General features: G+C 71.7%; 17 protein-coding genes. 6 read left to right on the forward strand and 11 right to left on the reverse strand.

Annotated elements, in window-relative coordinates:
• Window positions 1-2: 2 nt before the first annotated feature.
• The 5 genes from ACIBI9_RS02910 to ACIBI9_RS02930 are packed head-to-tail and all read right to left on the reverse strand — an operon-like array spanning window position 3 to window position 5,304.
• A complete protein-coding gene (locus tag ACIBI9_RS02910) occupies window positions 3-314 on the reverse strand; it encodes an AzlD domain-containing protein (RefSeq protein ID WP_397220220.1) in 312 nt (103 codons plus the stop codon).
• Complete coding sequence (locus ACIBI9_RS02915; protein ID WP_397220221.1) at window positions 311-973, reverse strand: AzlC family ABC transporter permease; 663 nt, start codon at window positions 971-973, stop codon at window positions 311-313. The genes ACIBI9_RS02910 and ACIBI9_RS02915 overlap by 4 nt, the downstream gene beginning before the upstream one ends.
• A gap of 11 nt (window positions 974-984) precedes the next feature.
• Window positions 985-1,827, reverse strand: a complete 843-nt coding sequence (locus ACIBI9_RS02920) for an AraC family ligand binding domain-containing protein (RefSeq protein WP_397220222.1) — start codon at window positions 1,825-1,827, stop codon at window positions 985-987.
• Entirely contained in the window at window positions 1,824-3,401 is a 1,578-nt protein-coding gene (locus tag ACIBI9_RS02925) for a serine/threonine-protein kinase (RefSeq protein ID WP_397220223.1), read from the reverse strand. Before ACIBI9_RS02925 ends, ACIBI9_RS02920 begins: the two co-directional genes overlap by 4 nt.
• A 10-nt stretch (window positions 3,402-3,411) precedes the next feature.
• Window positions 3,412-5,304 carry a serine/threonine-protein kinase gene (locus ACIBI9_RS02930; protein WP_397220224.1) on the reverse strand — a complete coding sequence of 631 codons (1,893 nt, stop codon included), beginning with the start codon at window positions 5,302-5,304 and terminating at the stop codon, window positions 3,412-3,414.
• Between the two features lie 973 nt (window positions 5,305-6,277).
• Between ACIBI9_RS02930 and ACIBI9_RS02935 the strand changes: the two genes are divergently transcribed.
• A complete protein-coding gene (locus ACIBI9_RS02935; RefSeq protein WP_397220823.1) occupies window positions 6,278-6,574 on the forward strand; it encodes a chorismate mutase in 297 nt (98 codons plus the stop codon).
• 7 nt (window positions 6,575-6,581) lie between these two features.
• Here the strand turns inward: ACIBI9_RS02935 and ACIBI9_RS02940 are convergent, their stop codons facing one another.
• On the reverse strand, window positions 6,582-7,589 hold the full coding sequence (locus tag ACIBI9_RS02940) for an SGNH/GDSL hydrolase family protein (protein ID WP_397220225.1): 1,008 nt from the start codon (window positions 7,587-7,589) through the stop codon (window positions 6,582-6,584).
• Between the two features lie 133 nt (window positions 7,590-7,722).
• Window positions 7,723-9,078, reverse strand: coding sequence for an amino acid permease (locus tag ACIBI9_RS02945; protein ID WP_397220226.1), 1,356 nt, complete (start codon window positions 9,076-9,078; stop codon window positions 7,723-7,725).
• Between the two features lie 168 nt (window positions 9,079-9,246).
• Here ACIBI9_RS02945 and dnaE point away from each other — a divergent pair, with 168 nt between their 5' ends.
• Entirely contained in the window at window positions 9,247-12,774 is a 3,528-nt protein-coding gene (gene dnaE / locus ACIBI9_RS02950; RefSeq protein ID WP_397220227.1) for a DNA polymerase III subunit alpha, read from the forward strand.
• Window positions 12,775-13,710: 936 nt separating this feature from the next.
• Here dnaE and ACIBI9_RS02955 read toward each other — a convergent pair.
• Together ACIBI9_RS02955 and ACIBI9_RS02960 are read right to left on the reverse strand one after the other, a co-directional pair.
• Window positions 13,711-14,376: a response regulator gene (locus ACIBI9_RS02955; RefSeq protein ID WP_397220228.1), complete on the reverse strand. Its 666-nt coding sequence runs from the start codon at window positions 14,374-14,376 to the stop codon at window positions 13,711-13,713.
• Window positions 14,373-15,524: a sensor histidine kinase gene (locus ACIBI9_RS02960; RefSeq protein ID WP_397220229.1), complete on the reverse strand. Its 1,152-nt coding sequence runs from the start codon at window positions 15,522-15,524 to the stop codon at window positions 14,373-14,375. The genes ACIBI9_RS02955 and ACIBI9_RS02960 overlap by 4 nt, the downstream gene beginning before the upstream one ends.
• A 124-nt stretch (window positions 15,525-15,648) precedes the next feature.
• Here ACIBI9_RS02960 and ACIBI9_RS02965 point away from each other — a divergent pair, with 124 nt between their 5' ends.
• Together ACIBI9_RS02965 and ACIBI9_RS02970 are read left to right on the forward strand one after the other, a co-directional pair.
• Complete coding sequence (locus ACIBI9_RS02965; protein ID WP_397220230.1) at window positions 15,649-16,452, forward strand: lysostaphin resistance A-like protein; 804 nt, start codon at window positions 15,649-15,651, stop codon at window positions 16,450-16,452.
• Between the two features lie 75 nt (window positions 16,453-16,527).
• Window positions 16,528-17,898: an amidase gene (locus ACIBI9_RS02970; RefSeq protein WP_397220231.1), complete on the forward strand. Its 1,371-nt coding sequence runs from the start codon at window positions 16,528-16,530 to the stop codon at window positions 17,896-17,898.
• A 13-nt stretch (window positions 17,899-17,911) separates the two neighbouring features.
• On the opposite strand, the gene ACIBI9_RS02975 is transcribed toward ACIBI9_RS02970, so the two are convergent.
• Window positions 17,912-18,433, reverse strand: a complete 522-nt coding sequence (locus ACIBI9_RS02975) for a hypothetical protein (protein WP_397220232.1) — start codon at window positions 18,431-18,433, stop codon at window positions 17,912-17,914.
• Between the two features lie 63 nt (window positions 18,434-18,496).
• On the opposite strand from ACIBI9_RS02975, the gene murA reads away from it, so the two are divergent.
• Together murA and ACIBI9_RS02985 are read left to right on the forward strand one after the other, a co-directional pair.
• Window positions 18,497-19,807, forward strand: coding sequence for a UDP-N-acetylglucosamine 1-carboxyvinyltransferase (murA, locus tag ACIBI9_RS02980; protein ID WP_397220233.1), 1,311 nt, complete (start codon window positions 18,497-18,499; stop codon window positions 19,805-19,807).
• 53 nt (window positions 19,808-19,860) lie between these two features.
• Window positions 19,861-22,089 carry a transglycosylase domain-containing protein gene (locus ACIBI9_RS02985; protein WP_397220234.1) on the forward strand — a complete coding sequence of 743 codons (2,229 nt, stop codon included), beginning with the start codon at window positions 19,861-19,863 and terminating at the stop codon, window positions 22,087-22,089.
• Window positions 22,090-22,098: 9 nt separating this feature from the next.
• Here the strand turns inward: ACIBI9_RS02985 and ybaK are convergent, their stop codons facing one another.
• Window positions 22,099-22,554, reverse strand: a complete 456-nt coding sequence (gene ybaK, locus ACIBI9_RS02990; protein WP_397220824.1) for a Cys-tRNA(Pro) deacylase — start codon at window positions 22,552-22,554, stop codon at window positions 22,099-22,101.
• Window positions 22,555-22,587 lie beyond the last annotated feature (33 nt).

Here is a 22,587-nt window from a genome sequence, read left to right on the forward strand (position 1 = left end):
GACTACCCCAGAAAGAACCGGACAAGCGCGGTGACGAGGGCCGCGGCGGCCAGGATGACCAGGAACGGCGCCCGCAGCAGCAGCGCGACGACCGCGGCGCCCAGCCCTGCCGTGCGCGCCGGGTCGAAGCGCAGCCCGCCCTCCTCGGTGAACAATTGCACCGCGATCAGGGCCGCCAGCAGCGCCACCGGCACCAGTTCTGCGAACCTGCGGATCGACGGATGCTCCAGCACCCGGCGCGGCGCCGCCAGCCCGGCCAGCTTGAGGGCGTAGCAGCCCGCGCAGAGCGCGGCTATGGCCCACCACAGCGTCATCGCGCCATCACCACCAGCACCGCGGCCGCCGACAGCAGCACGGGCACGCCGGGCGGCAGGAACGGGGTGGCGCACAGGGCGATCGCCGCCGCGGCGCCGGCCAGCAGGCGCAGCTCGGCGCTGGCCGTCAGGCGGGGCCACAGGATGGCCAGGAACGCGGCCGGGCCCACCACGTCCAGCCCCAGCACGCCGGGGTCGCCCAGGAACGACGCGCCGTAGGCGCCCGCCAGCGTGGTCAGGTTCCAGGTGAGGTAGAGGCTGGCGAACGTGGTGACGAAGCCCGTGCGGGCCGCCTCCCGGGTCGGCTGGGCCAGCGTGACGGCCGTCGTCTCGTCGATCACGCCCTGCGCCGCCAGCAGCCTCCGCGGCCCACGTACCCGGAGCAGGTCGGCCAGGCGCAGGCCGTAGAACGTGTTGCGGCCGCCCAGCAGCAGCGCGCCGAGGGTGGCGGTCACCAGGTCGCCGCCCGCGCCCACCGCGCCGGTCAGCGCGAACTGCGAGGCGCCGGTGAAGGCCAGCAGGCTCAGCACGCACGCCTGCGGCACGCTCAGGCCCGCGGTGATCGCGGCGGCGCCGAAGGCGATCCCCGACAGCCCCACGGCCACGCCCACGCCGAGGCCGTCCCGCACGGCGGCGGAACGGTGAGTTGTCTGTTCCATGCCGCAAGAGGCTAGGAGGTGGGGGAACCACCGGTCTTGTACGTTCCTGCAGCACGCTGGTACGCCGCGGGCGGCACGCCCACGATGCGCTTGAAATGCCGGTTGAGGTGGGCCTGGTCGGTGAAGCCCACCTCGGCGGCCACCTGCGCCGGGCGTACCCCGGACTGCAGGAGGCGGCGCGCGTGGCGTACCCGCAGCGAGGTGAGGTACGCGTGCGGCGGCAGGCCCGTCTCGGCCTTGAACGCCCGCAGCAGCGCGAACGGCCGCGCGCCCACCGCGCCCGCCAGGTCGTCCAGCGTCGGCGGGTCCACGAGGCTGTCGTGCAGCAGGTCGAGCGCCTCCCGCACGGCCTGCCGGCCCTCGGCGGGCAGGACCGCCGCCGGCCTGGGCGTGGCGTGGCGGGTCACCAGCCGCGCGAACAGCGTGCGGCTCAGCGTGGAGGCCGCCAGCGCGTCGCCGCGCTCGGCCGCCTGGTGCGCCCTGCCGAGCAGCAGCGCCACCTCGTCGTCGCGCACCACCTGCCTGGGGAAGTGCGGCGTCGCGTACGGCACGCCCAGCTCGGCGGCGATGCCCGCCAGCGTGTCGATCGACGGGTAGAGCATGCGGTAGGACCAGCCGTCCGGCGTGCCCGCCTGGCCGGTGTGCACCGACTCGGGGTTGACCAGCACCACCTCGCCCGCGCCCGCCCGGTGCAGGGTGCCGCGGTAGTCGAACTCCTCCACGCCCCTGACGATCAGGCCGATGGCGTAGCCGTCGTGCACGTGCCGGGTGAAGCGGTGGGTGACGTAGCGCGCCTTGAGCAGGTCGGTGCCCGGCACCGCCGGGTGCCGCCAGAAGTACGCCTGCTCTTTCATTGAGGTCTGAAGGTCTTCGCGAACGTCTCGAAGTAGTGCCGGTCCGCGGCCCAGCGGGCGTCCGTGGTCTCCCAGTAGAGGGCGAACGGGCGGCCGTCGGCGGTGCGGAAGCCCCGGTTGATCACGTGGATCCGCTGCCCGTTGCGGATCCTGGTGAACTCCCAGTCGGCGGCCTTGCGGCCGAGGTAGGTGGTGGAGACGATGCCGATCCGGCTGTAGCCCTCGAACTCGCCCTTCGCCCGGATCTCTTTCTCCAGGCTGGCCCACTGCCTCGCCGGGTCCGCCCAGGCGAACTCGGGCACGGTCCACTCCACGATCATCGCCCCGGGGGTGTCGGGGCCCCTGAAGGTGATGCTGTCCCTGGTGGTGTGCTTCACGGCCCGCCATCCCTCGGGCACGGCGATCCCGAAGCCGCCCGGCGTGCTCCTGAACGCCCGCCATCCCGCGGGCACCGGCTGCGCCGTCGTGGTGGGCGCACGCGTGGGCTCGGGCGTGGCGGTGGGCGTGCCCGGCGTGGTCGGCTCGGCGGTGGTCGTGGGGGTGGGGGTGGCTGTGGGGCCCGTGGGAGCGGGGCTGGTGGTCGCGGCGGTGCTCGTCCAGTGGTTGGAGACCAGGAAGCCGCCCGCGCCCAGCACCGCCACGGCGGCGGGCAGGCCGATCCACAGCGCCTTGCCGCGCCTGGGCCGCGTCGAGAGCGTGGGTCCCTCGGCCGTGTTCGCGGTGCCGGCCGTCGGCCGCCAGCCCCCTGGGGGCGTCGGGTGGAGTGAGGGGCTCGTGGCGGCCTCGTACAGCAGCCTGGCGGCCTCCGCGGCGGGCAGGCGTTCGGCCGGGCTCCTGCGCAGCAGCCCCATGATGACCGGCTGCAGCGCGCCGGCCCGCGCCGGCGGCTCGGGCTCGTCGCGCAGCACCGCCGCGACCGTCGCGGCCCACGAGTCGCGCTTGAACGGCGGCTCGCCCTCGACGGCCGCGTACAGCGTCGCCCCCAGCGACCACAGATCCGACTCGGGACGCGCGGGCTCGCCGTTGAGGCGCTCGGGAGGCATGTACGCGGGCGTGCCCACCAGGCCACCGGTCGCCGTCAGCCCCGCCTCGGCCTCCAGCGAGGCGATGCCGAAGTCGGTCAGCACCACCCGGCCGTCGTCGGCCAGCAGCACGTTCTCGGGCTTCACGTCACGGTGGAGCACCCCGGTGGCGTGCGCGGCGCGCAGCGCGTCGAGCACCCGCCCGCCGATCACCGCGACCTGCCCCACCGTGAGCGGGCCGCGCTCGCGCACCACCTCGGCCAGCGACCGCGAGCGTACGAGCTGCATCACGATCCACGGGCGGCCGTCCTCCTCGACGACGTCGTGGATGACGATCACCGACGGGTGGTCGAGGCGGCCGGCCGCCCTGGCCTCCCTGATGGTCCTGCCGTTGAGCTCGGCCCGCTTGGCGTCGCCGACGCCCGTGTAGCGGACCTCCTTGATCGCCACCGTGCGGTCGAGCAGCTCGTCGTAGGCACGCCAGACCACGCCCATGCCGCCCTCGCCGAGAGGCTCGACGAGGCGATAACGGTTGCTGACCCGCCTTTCCACGCAGTGCAGCCTACTTGGCCGGTTTGAAGGTGGCGCAGAACCCTTCAAAGAAGTCGTAGTCGGCCTTCCAGTGGCTCTTCAGGGTGTGCCAGTAGATCGCGTACGCCCGGCCGTTGTCGGTGATGAAGCCCCGGTTGCGCACGCGCGTCTTGCCGGTGTTGGTGTTCCAGGTGAAGTCCCAGTCCGCGGCGGCCTTCTGGAAGCCGTCGACCCGCTTGATGTCGATCTTCTTGTAGCCGCCGAAGTTGTCCTTGAGACGCGGCTCCTGCTTCTTCCAGTCCTTGTACGGGTCGCTGCTGGACTTCCCGCCGTCCTCGATCATGAGGTACGCGTTGGAGGCCGCGCCGGGGCCCCGGAACCTGACCCGCGGGCCCTCGCGGGTCAGCACGTCCCACCCCTTGGGCAGGCCGATGGAGAAGCCGAGCTTCTTGTCCTTGTACATCTTCCAGCCGGCCGGCAGCGGGTTCTCCTCCTTCTCCTTCTCGGGAGTCGGGGTGGCCGGGGGCGTGGCCGTCGGCGACGGCGGCTGGGAGGCGCTCGGCTCGGCGGAGCCCGACGGCGATGTGCTCGCCGATGCCTGCGAGGGAGTCCCCGTGGGGACGGTGGCCTGGGACGCGCCCTTCTTCGGATCGCGCTGCTCGGGGGCCGAGCTCAGGCCGAGGTAGCCGCCGATCACGGCCACGAGCAAGACGGCCACGGCCGCCGCGATGACCGGCCCGGCCCGGCGCTGGTCCGTCCTGGCCGCGTCCATCGTGGACTCGGCGGCGGCCGCGGGGGCCGGGTCCGCAGTCGGTGCGGGCGTGATCCGCGACCCGGTCTCGGGGACGGCGGGTGCCCGGGTCGAGATCGGGGTGGCGACCAGGTCCGGGTCGGTCGGGGTGTCGTCGACGACGGGCGGCGCCTGGCGCAGCTTGCCCAGAGCGCGGAACCTGTTCTGGACGGCGGCCTTGCCCTGCGCCGAGGCCTCGCTCTGCGACGGCGGCTCGGCCGGGGCGGGGGCCTTGCGCGGCGGCGGCGGCGTGGTGGGCCGCGGCACGCGGACCGTCTGGGCCGCGGGGAACTGAGCGGTCGGCGGCGGGCTCGCCTGGGCGATGACCTGCCGCAGCATCCGCTGCGCTTCCTCGTACGTGAGCCGCTGGACCGGTTCCTTGGACAGCAGGCCCATGATCACATCGGTGAGCGGGCCGGCGTGCGGAGCCGGATCGGGCTCGTCGGTCAGCACGGCGTGCATGGTCGCCAGGGCCATCCCCCGCTCGTGCGGGGAGCGGCCCTCAACGGCCGTGTACAGCGTAGCCCCTAACGACCACAGGTCCGACTCGCGCCGCGCGGGCAGCCCTTTGAGCCGCTCGGGCGCGATGAACGCCGGCGTCCCGGCCAGCCCGGTCACGGTGAGCTGCGTCTCGGTCTCCAGCGTGGCGATGCCGAAGTCGGTGAGCACGACCCGGCCGTCGTCGGCCAGCAGCACGTTCTCGGGTTTGACGTCGCGGTGCAGCACGCCTGCCTCGTGGGCGCGGTGCAGCGCGTCCAGCACGGCCAGGCCGATCTCGGCCACCCGCTTGGGCCGCAGCGGCCCGTCCTGCTTGATCACGGCGCCCAGCGAGCGCGACTGGACGAGCTGCATGACGATCCAGGGCCGGTCATCCTCCTCGATCACGTCGTGCACGACGATCACGTTGGGATGCTCGAACCTCGCCGCCGCCCTCGCCTCGCGCATTGTGCGCCGGTTCAGCAGCTGCACTTCCTCGCCCAGGGCGGCGGCGTACCTGACCTCCTTGACCGCGACCGTGCGGTCCAGGAGCTCGTCGTAGGCGCGCCAGACGATGCCCATCCCGCCCCTGCCGATGGGTTCCTGCAGCTGGTAGCGGCCGGCGATGCGGCGTCCCTCCTGCTTGCGATCCGACATCAACGGCCTCAAACCCTCCTCTAGGCCAAGAAATACTCCCATAGCGAGGGATCAACGGCGACTCGCCTGAAGGACAGTCCGTCATGTGAGAAGCGTCGTCCAGCAGGTGAAGCCATGGGTGTAGTGTTTCAGACATGACTTGTCGCTACGCGTTTATCGAGCCGGCTCCGGGAGAGCCGGTCGTCAGCTAGCGACCACCTGGAGCCGGCACGAGGCAGAGACAACCCCGTCTCTGCCTTTTTGGTTTTCCCGCCGGCTGCGCAGGGGCCGGCCCGAGTTGGGGGAGTCGAGGATGTCATCGACCTTGGAACGGCGCGCCGTGGCGGTGGGCGGAACGCTCGTGGGCGAAGGGCCCGCCGTGGTGATCGGCGGCCGGGTCGACCTGCGGGCGTACCGCGGGGAGGCCGACGCGTACGAGGTGCTGGGCGAGCACGCCACGCTGGTGGAGCCGTACTCGGCCGCCGATCTGCCGGCCATCGCCGAGCGGGCGGACGCGGTCGTGGTGGGCTCGTCGTGGACGCGCGACATCCCGCTGGTGCGGTCGGCCGCCGGGCTGGGGCTGCCGGTCGTCGTGGAGCGGCGGCCCGCCGCCTCGCTGGAGGAGTGGCTGGAGCTGGCCGACTACTGCGCGCGGGAGGGGGACGGGCGGGTGCTCCTGTGCGAGGGCGGCCGGCTGGACCTGGGGCTCATGTTGGCGGCCCGCGCGGTCTCGGGGCGTCCCGTGCTCGCCGACGTCTCGCGGGACGCGGCGCTGTCCGCGGCGGCGGTGGCGGCGGGCGCCGACGGGCTCGTCGTCGACTCGGCCGAACGGAGTGCTCCGGCCGCCAGGCTCGGGACCTATGCGGGAGCCAGGACGGCTGCGTCCTCCAAGAGCGGGGCGCTGGAGTTCGTGGGCCCCGGGAGCCTCGCCGAGGCGCGTCAGGAGCTCTCCCCGGCGACGGCCTTGCGCGCGGCCGAGGAGGCCGTGACGGTCGTGGGCGCCCTGGTGCGGCCCGAGGCGCCCGACACGCTGCCGGAGTGCCGCGAGGCCATCGATCGGGTGGACGCGGCCCTGGCCACGCTGCTCGAACGGCGGGCGGCGCTGGCGGGCATCGTGCAGCGGATCAAGCCGGTGGGCGGGTTCGCGGGGCGCGACCTGGCGCGGGAGCGCGCGCTCGTGGCGCGGATGGCGCTGCGCGCGCCGTCGCTGGGGGAGGCCCGGCTCGCGCCCATCATGAACGCCGTCATCGAGGCGGGCCTCCACCTGGCCGAGGAGCGCTCGGCCGAGTGAGCGGGCCTCAGGGGGCGTCGAGGCGGAAGTTGTTCATGGTGCGGCCCGGTCCGGCGGTGATCTGCTTGGTGATGAGCTCGGCGAAGCGGCGGTAGCCGTCGCCCGTCGGGTGGTAGCTGCGGGCGTTGACCTTGAGCTCCTCCATGTTCACGGCCAGCCCGTTCAGGTACGGCTGCGGCCGGCCCACCTCGTGCCCCGTGAACGCCTCGTAGGCGTCCACGTACTCCACGCTCCCCGGCACGCCGAACGCCGCGATCGCGCGGTCGAAGTCGGACACCACCGAGGCCACCGTGTCGTTGAGCCGGCGCGTCATCCCGTTCAGCCAGGTCTGGTCCTCGGCGCTCAGGTTGTCGACGCTCGCCACGGGGTCCTTGGGGAAGGGCCGAGGGTAGCCGAGGACGATGATGCGGGCGTTCGGCGCCCGCGTCCGCAGCTCGCGCAGCACCTTGGTCAGGTTGGGGCGCAACTCGTCGATGCGGCGGGCGACGGCGGCGTCCTGCTCCACGCAGGCCGACGACCACGGCAGCTTGACGATGCAGCCCGTGAGCACCTTCGTGAATCCGGCGTCGTTGCCGCCGATGCTCAGCGTCACCAGGCTGGCGTTCGGGCCGACCCGGGTGATCTGGGGTTTCTGGCCGTACTGGCCCGACAGGATCTGGGTGGTGGTGGCGCCGCTGCAGGCGTAGAAGGCGGTGCCGCCCCCGAAGCGGTAGGCCTGCGCGACCAGCGGCACGTACGAGCCCGTCGCCCGGTGGCAGCGGTCGGCGCCGTCGTTGAGCGGTTTCTTGTCCAGGTCCCAGACGCCCTCGCCGGAGGAGTAGGAGTCGCCGAGCGCCACGTACATGCCGCTCTGCGCCACCTGCACAGGTGTCAGGCGGGTCGCCTGCGGCAGCCTCCCGTGCGGCTCCTGACCGGCCGGGCAGCCCGCGTCGAGCACGGCGCAGGCCAGCCTGGGTAAGACGCCCAAGGGCACGCATGCCACGGCCAGCGCGACGCCGACGGCGGCGGCCGCCACGGTCTGGATCGTCGCCCGTCTCGTCCACCTCGGCGCCTGTCGTGTCGCCTGTTGTGGCGTCTGTCGTGTCGCCTCGTCCAGTGCGGCCTCCCCCCGTGCGGCGGCTCTGTGCCGGCACATCGAGAGTACTCAGTCAGGGGCGGTCGCCGTTGACGATCCGGCGGCGGCTGACCACCCGCCAGCCGACGGCGATGGCCGCGGCCATCGCCGGGATGAGGAAGAACGCCACCCGCTGGTCGGCGTCGGCGAAGGGCATCAGCAGGACGACGAGCACCAGGAACGCCAGCGTGAGCCAGTTCGTGTACGGCGCGCCGGGCATCGGGAACACCGACAGGTGACCCGACCGGCGCAGCCGCAGCTGGCACCAGACGAGGACGCCCCAGGTCGTGACCACGCCGAGGGAGGCGACGGCGGTGGCGATGTTGAAGGCGCGCTCGGGCAGGAAGTAGAACAGCGCCACCCCGGCCAGGAACATGACCGCCGTGAACAGGATGCCGCCCATCGGGACGAACCTGGAGCTGAGCGTGCCCGTGAACCCGGGCGCCTCCTGCTTCATGGCCATCGAGCGCAGGATGCGGCCCGTGGCGTACAGGCCGGAGTTGCAGGACGAGAGCGCGGCGGTGATGACGACGAGGTTCATCGCGTCGGCGGCCCACGGGACGCCGAGGCCCGAGAAGACCGTCACGAACGGCGAGATCCCCGCGTGGTACGCGGTCCACGGCAGGACCATCGCCAGCAGCGCCACCGAGCCCACGTAGAAGATCGCGATGCGCCACACCACGCCGTTGATCGCCTTCGGCATGACCTCGTGCGGCCTGGCCGTCTCGCCCGCCGTGATGCCGACCAGCTCGATCGACGCGTACGCGAACACCACCGACTGCAGGCTCATCAGCACCATCGGGAAGCCCTTGGGGAAGAAGCCGCCGTGGGAGACGAGGTTGTGCGGGGTCGCCTGGCCGATCGTGAAGACCACCAGGACCAGGCCGACCACCAGGAAGACCGTGATCGCCAGCACCTTCAGCATGGCGAACCAGAACTCCAGCTCGCCGAACAGCCGGACCGACACCAGGTTGACCGACAGGACGAAGCCCAGGGCGATGAGCGCCGTCAGCCACTGCGGGAAGGCCGGGGCCCAGTAATGGATGTAGGCGGCGATGGCGGTCAGCTCGGCGATGCCGGTGAACGCCCAGTTGATCCAGTACATCCAGCCGCTGGCGAACGCCGCCCATGGGCCGATGAACTCGCCCGCGTACTCGACGAACGAGCCCGCCACCGGGCGGTAGAGCACGAGCTCGCCGAGGGCCCGCATGACGAAGAACGCGGCCAACCCGGCGGCGGCGTACGAGAGCACCAGGGCGGGCCCCGCGGCGGCCAGCCGGCCGCCCGAACCGAGGAACAGGCCGACCCCGATCGCCCCGCCGATCGCGATCATCTGGACCTGGCGGTTGCCGAGCGCGTGCCGGTATCCTTCGTCCGTCTGCGTGCGCACCGAGTGTCTCCTCAACTACTTACAGTGAATAAGACGATATCGGTGCTGATGGCCACGGGGCTCCCGGCGCGCCGGTCCGGACGGAGGCGCGGCGCGGGCATCAGGATGTCGGTCCGGACCACTAGAGTCGGAGCGCACAACCCCACCGAGACCGGGAGGCGCCGCTCCATGTCGTCCAGCGACTCGTTCGTCCATCTGCACGTACACACCGAATACTCGATGCTGGACGGGGCCGCCCGGCTCAAGCAGATGTTCAAACAGGTCGGCGACCTGGGCATGCCGGCGATCGCGATCACCGACCACGGCAACATGCACGGCGCCTACGACTTCTACAAGCAGGCCACGGGCGCCGGGATCAAGCCGATCATCGGCATCGAGGCCTACGTCGCGCCGGAGCTGCGCCACAACAAGAAGCCGGTGCTGTGGGGCGAGCCGCACCAGAAGCGGGACGACGTCTCGGCGGGTGGCTACTACACCCACATGACGATCTGGGCGCGCAACAAGGCGGGCCTGCACAACCTGATGCGCCTGTCCTCGCGCGCCTACACCGAGGGGTTCGTGCGCAAGTGGGCGCGGATGGACGCCGAGATCCTCGCCGAGCACTCCGAGGGACTCATGGCGACCACCGGGTGCCCGTCGGGCGAGGTGCAGACGAGGCTGCGGCTCAACCAGTACGACGAGGCGCTCAAGGCCGCGGCGAAGTTCCAGGACATCTTCGGCAAGGACAACTTCTACCTGGAGATCATGGACCACGGGCTCGACATCGAGCGCCGCGTCCGCGACGGGCTGACCAGGATCAGCAAGGAGCTGAACATCCCGCCGCTGGTCACCAACGACTCCCACTACACCTACGAGTCCGACGCGCCCTCCCACGACGCCCTCCTGTGCATCCAGACGGGCAAGCAGCTGTCCGACCCCGACCGGTTCCGCTTCGACGGCAGCGGCTACTACATCAAGACCGCCGACGAGATGCGCGCGGTCGACTCCTCCGACCTGTGGGCCGAGGGCTGCCGCAACACGCTGCTGGTGGCCGAGAAGGTCGACCCCGAGGGGTTCTTCCAGCACAAGAACCTCATGCCGACCTTCCCCATCCCCGACGGCATGACCGAGGAGCAGTTCTTCCGCCAGGAGGTCTGGAAGGGCCTCGAGTGGCGCTTCCCCGAGGGCGTCGACGAGGAGCACCGCGCCTGGGCGGAAAACGAGCTGGGCGTCATCATCCAGATGGGCTTCCCGAGCTACTTCCTCGTGGTCGCCGACTTCATCATGTGGGCCAAGAGCAACGGCATCCGCGTCGGCCCCGGCCGTGGCTCGGCAGCCGGGTCGCTGGTGGCGTACGCGCTGGGCATCACCGACCTCGACCCGATCCCGCACGGCCTGATCTTCGAGCGCTTCCTCAACCCCGAGCGCGTGTCCATGCCCGACGTCGACATCGACTTCGACGAGCGTAGGCGCGGCGACGTGATCCGCTACGTGACCGAGAAGTGGGGCGCCGACAAGGTCGCCATGATCGCCACGTTCGGCACCATCAAGGCGAAGGCCGCCATCAAGGACGCGGGCCGCGTCCTGGGCTACCCCTACGCGCTGGGCGACCGGGTCTCCAAGGCGTTCCCGCCCGCCGTCATGGGCAAGGACATCCCGCTGTCGGGCATCTTCGACAAGGACCACCCGCGCTTCGCCGAGGCCGGTGAGCTGCGCAGGCTCTACGAGGAAGACGTCGACGTCAAGGCGACGATGGACCTCGGCAAGGGCCTGGAGGGCCTGATCAGGCAGACCGGCGTGCACGCCGCCGGCGTGATCATGTCGGCCGAGGTGCTGACCGACTACATCCCGGTCATGCGCCGCGACTCCGACGGCGCGATCATCACGCAGTTCGACTACCCGACCTGCGAGACGCTCGGCCTGCTGAAGATGGACTTTCTGGGCCTGCGCAACCTCACGATCATCGACGACTGCGTGAAGATGATCGAGTCCACCACCGGCGAGCAGATCGACCTGCTGAAGCTGCCGCTCGACGACCGCAAGTCCTACGAGCTGCTGGCCCGCGGCGACACGCTCGGCATCTTCCAGCTCGACGGCGGCGGCATGCGCTCGCTGCTGCGGCTCATGCGCCCCGACAACTTCGAGGACATCTCCGCCGCCCTCGCGCTCTACCGGCCCGGCCCGATGGGCGCCAACTCCCACACCAACTACGCGCTGCGTAAAAACGGCCAGCAGGAGATCACCCCGATCCACCCCGAGCTCGAGGAGCCGCTGAAGGACATCCTCGACACGACCTACGGCCTGATCGTCTATCAGGAGCAGGTCATGGCCATCGCGCAGCGGGTCGCCGGCTACTCGCTGGGCGGCGCCGACCTGCTGCGCCGCGCGATGGGCAAGAAGAAGAAGTCCGAGCTGGACAAGCAGTTCGAGTTCTTCGAGAAGGGCATGCAGGACAACGGCTTCTCGGCCGCGGCCATCAAGGCGCTGTGGGACATCCTGCTGCCGTTCTCCGACTACGCCTTCAACAAGGCGCACACCGCCGGCTACGGCCTGGTCTCCTACTGGACCGCCTACCTCAAGGCCAACTACCCGGCCGCCTACATGGCCGCGCTGCTGTCCTCGGTGAAGGACGACAAGGACAAGTCGGCCCTCTACCTCAACGAGTGCCGCCGCATGGGCATCAAGGTCTACCCGCCGGACGTCAACGACTCCGACTTCGACTTCACGCCGCGCGGCACCGACATCCGCTTCGGCCTGTCCGCCGTCCGCAACGTCGGCGCCAACGTCGTCGACGGCATCCTCAAGGCGCGCAAGGAGAAGGGCCGCTTCGCCGAGTTCAAGGACTTCCTGCGCAAGGTGCCGGCCATTGTCTGCAACAAGCGCGTGATCGAGTCGCTGATCAAGGCGGGCGCGTTCGACTCGGTCGGCCACGTCCGCAAGGGCCTGGTCATGGTTCACGAGCAGGCCGTCGACGCGATCATCGACATCAAGAAGAACGAGGCCATCGGCCAGGACTCCCTGTTCGGAGCCATCGACGGGGGCGAGGACCAGACCTTCGACGTCCAGATCCCGGTGGGGGAGTGGGACAAGAACACCCTCCTGCAGTTCGAACGGGAGATGCTCGGCCTCTACGTCTCCGACCACCCGCTGTTCGGCGTCGAGCACATCCTGTCGGCGGGGGCCGACTGCTCGATCGCGGCCGTCCAGGACGAGAGCCGGGCCGACGGCCAGGTGGTGACCGTGGGCGGCATCCTGAGCGGGGTGCAGCGCAAGGTCACCAAGAAGGGCGACACCTGGGTGCTGACCCAGCTGGAGGACCTCGAAGGCTCGATCGAGGTGATGATCTTCCCGTCGGCGTACCAGCTGTGCTCGACGATCCTGGCCGAGGACGCGATCGTCTTCGTCAAGGGACGCATCGACAAGCGCGAAGACGTCGCCAAGATCATCGCCATGGAAGTGACGGCGCCCGACCTGACCCAGGAGGCGGGCGGGCCGCTGCTGGTGAGCCTGCCGCTGACCCGCTGCACGCCGCCGGTGGTGGGACGGCTGAAGGAGATCCTCACGACGCATCCGGGCACGTCGGAGGTCCACCTGCAGGTCCACAACGGCCCCAAGACCACGGTGATGCGCGTCGACGACCGGCTCCGCGTCAGCCCCTCACCCGCCCTCATGGGCGACCTCAAACAACTCCTCGGCCCGGCGTGCCTGGGCGCGTGACTTCTCTCTGACCCCTGGTCGCTCGCGAAGGTCCACCCCTCTCCCGCCGCCGCCTTTGAGCTCCCGGGGGCGGTCCTTTACGGCCGCACACGGGAGGGCCCACCCACCGCACGTGGCGACGGCCCTAGCGTCCTTTACGGCCACGCACGGGAAGGCCCACCTGCACGTGGTGGCTGTCCTGGCGTCCTTTACGGCTGCGCACGGGAAGGTCCACCCGCCGCACGTGGCCGGGCTCTGTCCAGGAGGACGCTCACCGGGCGGGCGGTGCGGGCCGCCGCGACGCGCGCACATAGGGCCGTCTGGGTGGCGAGTCGTCCCCCGTCTGAGCCACGCACCCGCAGCGGCCAACCAGGCACCCCGCTCGGGTACCCACGGCGGTCAGCCAGGCACCCACGGTGGCCAGCCAGTCGCCCCGCTCGGGCGCGCCAACGGTGGTCGGCGAGGCACGCCGGTCGGCCAGGCACCCACGGCGGCCACCCGGCGGGTCAGGCACCTACGGTGATCGGCGAGAAAGCCGCTGCTGTCACGCCGTGATCCGGCCCGCATCCTGACAGCGGTCGCCGCGCGCTCCGGTGGCGTCGCGATCCGCTCGGGGGCCTGACAACGGTCGTCGCGCCTTCCGGAGGGGTTGCGATCCGCTCGGGGGCCTGACAACGGTCGTTGCGGCCTCCGGAGGGGTCGCGATCCGTCCGAGGGCGTGACGGCGGTCGCCGTCCTCGTGGGCCAGGTCACTTGGGCGGCCGCTGACGGCGGGCGTCGCCGCTGTTGGTCAGGTCGTGATGCGGCCCGCGCCCTACGGCGGTCATCGTGGCCCCGAGGAGGGCGCGATCCGCTCGAGGGCGTGATGGCGGTTGTCGCGGTCCCCGAGGAAGGCGAGATCGGGGCGCGTGGCGGTGGTCGTTGTCGGCTTGGGGCAGGGCGTGAGTGGGGTGGGGGTCAGGGGGCTGGGGTGGTTTTGAGGTGGAGGGCGAGGCGGGTGCGGTCGCGGAGGCCGTATTTGCGGAGCAGGCTGGAGACGTGGTTCTTCACCGTGCCCTCGGTGATGCGCAGCCGGGCCGCGATCTCGCGGTTGGAGGCCCCCGCGGCGATCAGGGCGGCCACCTGCGTCTCCCGGGCCGACAACCGCCCCCGGTCCCGCGGCGCGGCCGGCACAGTCGGCGGGGGCGGTGCGGGCGGGGTGCGCCGGAGCTCGGCGACCAGGCGGGCGGCCACCGGTGAGGCGAGCACCGTCTCCCCGCGACCGGCCCGGCGGACGGAGTCGACCAGCTCCTCCGGCGTGCAGTCCTTGAGCAGGTAGCCGACGGCGCCGCCGCGCAGCGCGCCGAAGATGTAGTCGTCCTCGTCGAACGTGCTGAGCACGATCGCGGCCACCCCGGGGTGCCGGGCCGACAGGTGGGAGATGAGCTCGACGCCGTTCATCCTGGGCATCCTGGCGTCCACCAGCGCCACGTCCGGACGGCACTCCGCGGCCGCCAGCAGAGCCTCCTCGCCGTCGGCGGCCTCGCCGACCACCTCGATGCCGTCCTCGATCTCCAGCATCTTGCGCAGGCCCTGCCGCATCAGCTCCTGGTCGTCGACCAGCAGCACCTTGATCGCCCTCACGTCGCCACCTTCGCACGGACCGGCAGCTCCGCCCGCACCTCGAAGCCGCCGCCCGGCCGGTCGCCCGCGACCAGGGTGCCGCCCACGGCGCGGGCGCGCTCGGCGAGCGAGCTCAGGCCGAACCCGCCGCGTGCCCCGCTGTCGCGGCCCTTGCCGTCGTCGGCGACGGCCAGGACGACGGCCTCGCCGGAGAAGGTGAGCGTGCCGTCGACGTGGTGGGCCCCGGCGTGCCGGACGGCGTTGGTGAGCCCCTCCTGCAGCACGCGGTAGAGCACCAGCTCCACGTCGGGCTCAAGGGGCACCTCGCCGCCCACCACCTCGAAGGACACCGTGAGCCCCGTGCCGTCGAACGACGCCGCCAGCCGCTCGAGCGCGGCGCTGCCGACGCGGCCCTCGAGCGCGAGCGGGCGCAGCGCGCGGACCCACCGGCGGGCGTCGGCCAGCGCCTCCACGGTCAGCTCCTTCGCCTGGCGCACCTCGTCCCAGGCGGCCTCGGGGCGGCGCGAGCGGAACCGCTCGGCGTTCTCCAGGCTCAGCTTGATCACCGTCAGGTGGTGGCCGATGGAGTCGTGCATCTCGGCGCCCATCCGCGCCCGCTCCTGGGCGACCGTCAGCTCCCTGATCCGGGCCAGCAGCCGCTGCGCCTCCTCCCGCCTGCGCCGCGCCTCCAGCACGGCCGACGTCATGCCCAGCACGAACGTGGCGTAGACGATGACGGGCACGGTCTGCGTGGTGGCCTCGGCCAGGCCGCGGCCGAACACCGCCAGGACCGTGACGAACAGCGTGCCCGCCAGGCCGCCGACGATGACGGTCGCGGTCCGCATGCCGTGGACGAACGCCACATTGGCGATCGCCAGGAGCGTCAGCAACTGGTGGATCTCGGCCGACCCGGTGAAGCCCAGCGCGAACGTCGCCAGCAGGAACGCCACCGGCAGGGGCCGCCGCCACCCTTCGCAGCGCCGCCAGGGCAGCAGCAGCCAGAGCACGGCCACGAGCACCAGGTTGGCCCCGAAGGGCCCGGCCCAGGGCGGCGTCGTGGGCTCGATCGCGTACGCGACGGCCCCGGTGGCGATGAGCACCACCCAGAACACGACGGTGAACAGGACGGGCCGGTCGGGGACGCGCAGCCGGACCAGAGGACGCTGCATGGCTTCGACCATAGTTTCCCGCGAGGGCGTTGTGATCCTCCTTGAGGACCCATGACGAAGGTCATGACGGGTTCAGACCGCGGGCCGATGTGCGGCGCCGCAGGGCTTCCTAGCGTGGCTGTCCATGAAAGCCACTCATCCAGTCTGGGCCGTGCTGATCGCCGTCGCCGCGATGTTCGCGCAGGTGTACGGCGGCGCCCTCCCGGCGATGCTGCTCCTGGACCCGGGCGACGCCCTCTACCGGCCGGTGGGCGTGGCCGGGATCACGCTGGCCTCGCTCGGCGTCGTCTACCTGATCCGCCGCTTCCTCGGCCGCCAGTCGTGGCGGGGCGTGGGGCTCACGAGGACCTGGCGGGCCGTGCCGCACCTGCTGGCGGGTGTGCTGGCCGGCGCGGCCGCGGTGATCGCCTCCAGCGCCCTGTCGGTGGCGCTCGGCGTGGCCACCTGGGCGCCGTGGGACGTGGTACGCGTCCAGCTCCCCTACCTGCCGCTCTACGTCGCCATCGCCCTGCTCGGCCAGGCGTTCCCCGAGGAGCTGCTGTGGCGGGGCCACCTGTTCGACACGCTGTCGGGCCGGCTGTCCCCGAGGGCCGTGCTGATCGTGGTGTCCGTGACCTTCGGCGCGCTGCACATCATCTCCCAGAGTGCGGCGGACACCCCCGCCGAGCGCCTGCTCTACGTGCTCCAGGCGATCGGCCTCGGCTTCGCCTGCGCGGCCGCGCGGGCGCGCACCGGGGCGGTGTGGATGGCGGTCGGCGTGCACACCGGCTTCCACGCCGGCAACATCGTGCTCCCGACCGAGGACATCCAGTACGGCGCGCAGCTCGTCATCCTGGCCTGCACGCTCACCGTCACCGGCCTGCTCGTCCTGGCCAGGAGGAGGGACGGCCGCACCGAACCCGCGGAGCGGGGGATGTTGAGGGCCTGATCCGACGAGCGGGCGTGGCCGGGGTGGGCAACCCTCGCCGTCGTCGCGCCGCGGCCCGTGGGGCAGGATCCAAGGGTGAGCGAACTGCACTACTTGACCGCGACCGAGCTGGCGCACCTGATCAGGACCAGGCAGGTGAGCGCCGTCGAGGTCGTCCAGGCCCACCTCGACCGCGTCGAGCAGGTCAACCCGCGCGTCAACGCCATCGTGACCCTGGTCGCCGAGCAGGCGCTCGACGCGGCCAAGGCGGCCGACGCGCGCGAGCCGGCCGGTCCGCTGCACGGCCTGCCCGTCGCGCACAAGGACCTCGTCGACACGGCCGGCATCCGCACCACCTACGGATCACCGCTCTTCGCCGACAACGTCCCGGCCCAGGACGACGTGATCGTCCAGCGGCTGCGCGCCGCCGGGGCCATCACCATGGGCAAGACCAACACGCCGGAGTTCGGCACCGGCTCCCACACCGTCAACGAGGTGTTCGGCGCCACCAGAAACCCCTACGACCTGTCCAAGTCCGCCGGCGGCAGCAGCGGGGGCGCCGCCGCGGCCCTGGCCACCGGCATGGTCCCGCTGGCCGACGGGTCCGACATGGGCGGCTCGCTGCGCAACCCGGCCTCCTTCTGCAACGTCGTGGGCCTGCGCCCCACCCCGGGCCGCGTCCCCGATCCGTCCGACGCCAACGCCTGGTACACGCTGTCCGTGCAGGGGCCGATGGCCAGGACGGTCGAGGACGTGACGCTGATGTTCGGGGCGATCGCCGGGTTCGACCGGCGATCGCCATACTCGATCAAGGAGGTCTTCGCCCCCGAGCCGGAGGAGGGCGTGCGGGGGCTGCGCGTGGCATGGAGCCCGGATCTCGGCGGCCTGCCGGTGGACCCGAGGACGGCGGAGGTCACCGCGACGGCGCCGCCGGTGTTCGAGCGGCTGGGGGCCCTGGTGGAGCAGGTCGAGCTGGACCTGTCGGAGGCCGAGGACGCGTTCAGGACCTACCGGGCGTGGAACTACGTGCAGTCCTTCGGCGACCTGACCGGGCTCGGCCCCAACACCGCGTGGAACGTCGAGCAGGGCCGCAAGGTCACGGGCGCCGACCTGGCCCGGGCCGAGCAGGGCCGCAGCCGCCTCTACCAGCGGATGGCCGCGTTCTTCGACACCTACGACGTGCTGATCGCGCCCGTCAGCCAGGTGCCGCCGTTCCCGGTGGAGCAGCCGCACGTCAGCGAGATCAACGGGGAGCCGATGCCCGACTACCTCGCCTGGATGCGCTCCGCGTACTGGATCAGCGTGCTGCACGCCCCGGCCGCGTCCGTGCCCGCCGGGTTCACGGCGGACGGGCTCCCGGTGGGGCTGCAGATCGTGGGCCGGCCGTTCGAGGACGCCAGGGTCCTGCGCGTGGCGCGCGCGTTCGAGCAGGCGACCCGGCACGGCGAGCGCCGACCGCCCCTGTAGCCGCGCGGGCGGGTCAGAGGGGTTCGGACGCGTCGCCGTACGGATGGCGCAGCGGCGACTCGCGATAGCCGTGCATGCCCTCCAGGAACCCGAACAGCCCCACCGCCAGCAGCGGCCAGGACACCAGCACGCCGGAGGCCGTCAGCTTCAGCGCGCCCGGGACGACCTTCACCCCGGGCGTGGCGGCGGCCTCGACCACGACCGCCCCGATCGTGAACGTGGACCCGACCCACAGCGTCAGCATCGCCCCCAGGACGCCACCCGCGCAGAGTCCGAGCAGCACCGGCAGCATCCACCGCCGCGCGGCGAACCACGCGACCCCGCCGCACAGCAGCCCCAGCCCGCCGGTGATCACCGCGAACCACCCGTCGGCCGCGATCAGCGCCTGCGTGGACGGGTCGGCCAGCACCGTCCCCTGATCGGTGACCTGGTACGGCGCCCGTGGCGTGATCCCTGACCAGACCAGCCCGGCAGCCGCTCCGAGAGTGGCAAGTGCGAGGACAGTTACCGCGAAAGCGCGCACTTCCCTCGTCACGCCACTCCCCCTCACATGTGTGTCCGAATCAGCTCGATGGTATCCCCCGGCTAGGCTCGCTTCGTGATTGCAGAAGAGGTCTGGTTGATAGAACCCTCCGGCCCGCTCAGGGGGGACGTCGAAGTACGCGGCTCCAAGAACGGAGTCTCCAAGCACATGGTCGCCGCCATGCTGGGCGGCGGGGAGAGCAGCATCCACAACGCCCCCGAGGTGGGCGAGGTGGAGATCACCGCCGCCATGCTGCGGGCGCTCGGCATCAATGTCGAGATCTCCCGCACGGAGATCAGGATCGCGCGGGGGCAGGCGATCGAGCCGAGGGTGCCGGACGCGTTCACGGGACTGAACCGCATCCCCATCCTCATGCTCGGCCCGCTCCTGCACCTGGCGGGGGAGGCGTTCGTCCCGCTGGTGGGCGGCGACCCGATCGGGCGGCGGCCGGTCAACTTCCACGTCGAGGCCCTGCGGGCGATGGGCGCCGAGGTGGAGGTGGGAGACACCGGCATCTTCGCCAAGGCCGGCCGGCTCCACGGCACCCGGATCGAGCTGCCGTACCCGAGCGTGGGCGCCACGGAGACGATCCTGATGTCGGCGGTCCTGGCCGAGGGCAAGACGGTGCTGAAGAACGCCGCGATGGAGCCCGAGGTGGTGGAGCTGGCGCTGTTCCTGCAGCGGATGGGGGCCAGGATCGAGCTCTCGCCCGACCGCAGGATCGTCATCGAGGGCGTCGAACGGCTGCGCGGCGCCTCCACCTGGCTGACCGGAGACCGCATCGAGGCGTTCTCGTACCTGGCGGCCGGCCTGGTCACCGGGGGAGAGGTGCGGGTGCACGGCTGCCCGCAGGACCGCCTGGTCACCGCGATCACCACGCTGGCCAGGATGGGCGCCCAGTTCGACATCAACGACGAGTACCTGTGCGCCACCGCGCCGCCCGAGGGGCTGCGCGCGGCGGCCGTGCAGACCGACACCCACCCCGGGTTCATGACGGACTGGCAGACGCCGCTGATGGTGCTGTTCACGCAGAGCCAGGGCATGTCGGTGCTGCACGAGACGGTCTTCGAGAACCGCCTGGTGTACGTGCCGGCGCTGCAGAAGATGGGATGCGAGATCGAGGTGTTCGACCAGTGCCTGGGCGGACCGGCCTGCCGCTACCACGACACCAACGCCAGGCACTCGGCCGTCGTGCGCGGCGTGTCCAAGCTCAAGGGCGCCGACGTGACGCTGCCCGACATCCGGGCGGGGTTCTCGGCCGTGCTGGCGGCCGCGGTGGCCGACGGGCCGTCCACGCTGCGCGGCGTGCACCACATCGAACGCGGTTACCACCGGCCGTTCGAACAGTTCGCCTCGCTCGGTCTGCACATCCGCAGGCAACGGTAAACAGGTGACAAGCGGGCGTTTGGCGCGGATCCGGACGTCGCAGATCATGTGACGTGACCGTACTCAGATCCGTCGGTGCGCTCGGGCTGGCGGGGGCGCTCGGAGGGGTGCTGACCGCGGCACTGGCCGCGCCCGTGGTGAGCGGGGGCGGCATCGCCGCCAAGAACGTCGCGAACACCTTCGTCGACCTGCCGCCCGCCCCGCGCGAGGAGCCTTTGGACCAGGTGACCAGACTGCTGGACAAGGACGGCAGGACGTTCGCCCAGTTCTACGAGGCCAACCGGACGGCCGTGCCGCTGCGCGCCGTCGCCCCGGTGATGCGCAAGGCGATCGTGGCCATCGAGGACGCCCGCTTCTACGAGCACGGCGGCCTCGACATCCGGGGCACCTTCCGGGCGCTGCTCACCAACACGCAGGCCGGCGGCATCAGGCAGGGCGGCTCGTCCCTGACGCAGCAGCTCGTCAAGAACATCCTGGTCGAGGCCGCCCGCAACGAGGCCGAGCGCGACCGCGCCCGCGCCCCGAACCTGGCCCGCAAGATCACCGAGCTGCGGCTCGCGCTGGCGCTGGAGAAGAAGTACCGCAAGGACGAGATCCTGGAGCGCTACCTCAACATCGCCTACTTCGGCGCCGGGGCCCACGGCGTGGAGGCGGCGGCCAGGCGCTTCTTCTCCACGTCGGCCTCCCGGCTGACCCTGGGCCAGGCGGCCACGCTGGCGGGGGCGGTGCGCATGCCGTACTCGACCGACCCCTCGCTCGGCCGGGACCATCGCGAGCGCCTGAAGACGCGGCGGGACCTCGTGCTCGACCGCATGGCCGGGCTGAAGCTGATCGGCCAGCAGGAGGCGGCGAGCGCCAAGGCCGCGCCGCTGGCCATCAGGCTCAGGCCCGAGCCCGGCGGATGCGAGCAGAGCGCCTATCCCTTCTACTGCCTTTACGTCCAGCGCGAGCTGCTGTCGAACCCCGTCTTCGGCAACACCGACGCCGAGCGGCGGGCCCGGATGGCCAGGGGCGGCCTGACGATCAGGACCAGCCTCGACCCGATCGCGCAGCGCGCCGCCGAACAGGCCATCCGCCGCCACGTCTGGCCGGAGGACACCGAGGTGGCCGCCGAGGCCATGGTCGAGCCGCGCACCGGACGGATCAGGGCGATGGCGGCCAGCAAACGCTTCGGCCGCAACCCCGGCAACCGGAAGAACGGCCCCAAGACCACCTTCAACCTGGCCGCCGACGTGGCGCACGGAGGCGGTCAGGGGTTCCAGGCCGGGTCGACGTTCAAGGTGTTCACGCTGGCCACGGCGCTCCAGCAGGGGTGGCGCTTCGGCGACGGCTTCAACACGCCGGGCGAGCTCGTGCCCGGCCAGGGCTACCGCGACTGCGCGGGCCGCGCCGTGAACGACCCGGACACCCGCATACTCAACGCCACCGGCGAGGGCTCCGGCGGCCCGCACAGCATCGAGACCGGCACCTGGAAGTCGGTGAACATCTTCTACATGATGCTGGAGCGCAAGGTCGGGCTCTGCAACGTGGTGCGGACGGCCAAGGCGCTCGGGATCGCCAGGGCGGACGGGGAGCAGCTGAAGGAGGTGCCGACGTTCACGCTGGGCGTGAACGAGATGGATCCGGTGACGGTGGCGGCGTCGTTCGCGACGTTCGCGGCCAGGGGGATCTACTGCCGGCCGCTGGCCATCGTCGAGATCGTCGGCAGGGACGGGCGGCGCACCCACGTGCCGCCCTCGTGCGAGCGGGCCATCGAGGAGGAGGTCGCGGACGCGGTCAACCACGTGCTGGAGGGCGTCTTCTCCAAGGGCACCATGCAGGGCCAGAGCATCGGCCGGCCGGCCGCCGGCAAGACGGGCACCAACAACGGGTACACCTCGGCCTGGTTCGCCGGCTACACGCCCTCGCTGGCGGCGGCGGTCAGCGTGGGGGACATCCGCGGGTCGTATCGCTTCCCGCTGCAAGGGGTGCAGATCGGGGACGACTACTACGGAGCGGTGCAGGGGGCGTCGCTGCCCGGGCCGATCTGGGTGGAGTCGATGGAATCCGCGCTGCGGGGCGTCGAGCCCAAGGGCTTCTCCGGGCCGGACATGGCCCGCTTCGGCGGCGGCAACACGCCGGGGCTGGAGCAGGCGCTCGCCGAGGAGGAGCGGAAGAGGCGCGAGGCCGAGCGCGGGCGGGGGCGCGGCGACCACCCGTTCTTCCGGCGGCACCGTCGGCTCTTCGAGTGGCTCCTCGGCCAGTCGCCCCTGGAGACGCCGGAGCCCAGACGGCCGCGATGAGCGCGCGGCTTAGGAGGGCTTCCCGATGGGGGCGGTGACGGCTCTGGTGAGCGTGATGAGGTTGTCGGGCGCGGTCTCGATCTGGAGACCGCGCTTCCCGGCCGAGAAGTAGATCGTCTCGAAGTCGAGCGCCGAGGAGTCGACCACCGTCGGGAGCTGCTTGCGCTGGCCCAGGGGGCTGATGCCGCCCACGACGTAGCCGGTGACGCGCTCCACCTTGGCGGCGTCGGCCATGGCGGCGCGCTTGCTGTTGAGAGCACTGGCCAGGGCCTTGAGGTCGAGCTTGCCCGCCACGGGCACGACCGCCACCGCCAGCCCGCTCTCCACCTCGGCCACCAGCGTCTTGAAGATCCGCTCGTACGGGACGCCGAGCGCGTCCGCGGCCTCCTCGCCGTAGGCCTGGGCCGAGGCGTCGTGCTCGTACGGGTGGAGCGTGAACTCGGCCTTGGCCTTGGTCAGCGCCATGGTGGCCGGGGTGCCGCCCTTGCCCTTCGATTT

The organism is Nonomuraea sp. NPDC050451 (genome assembly GCF_044458585.1).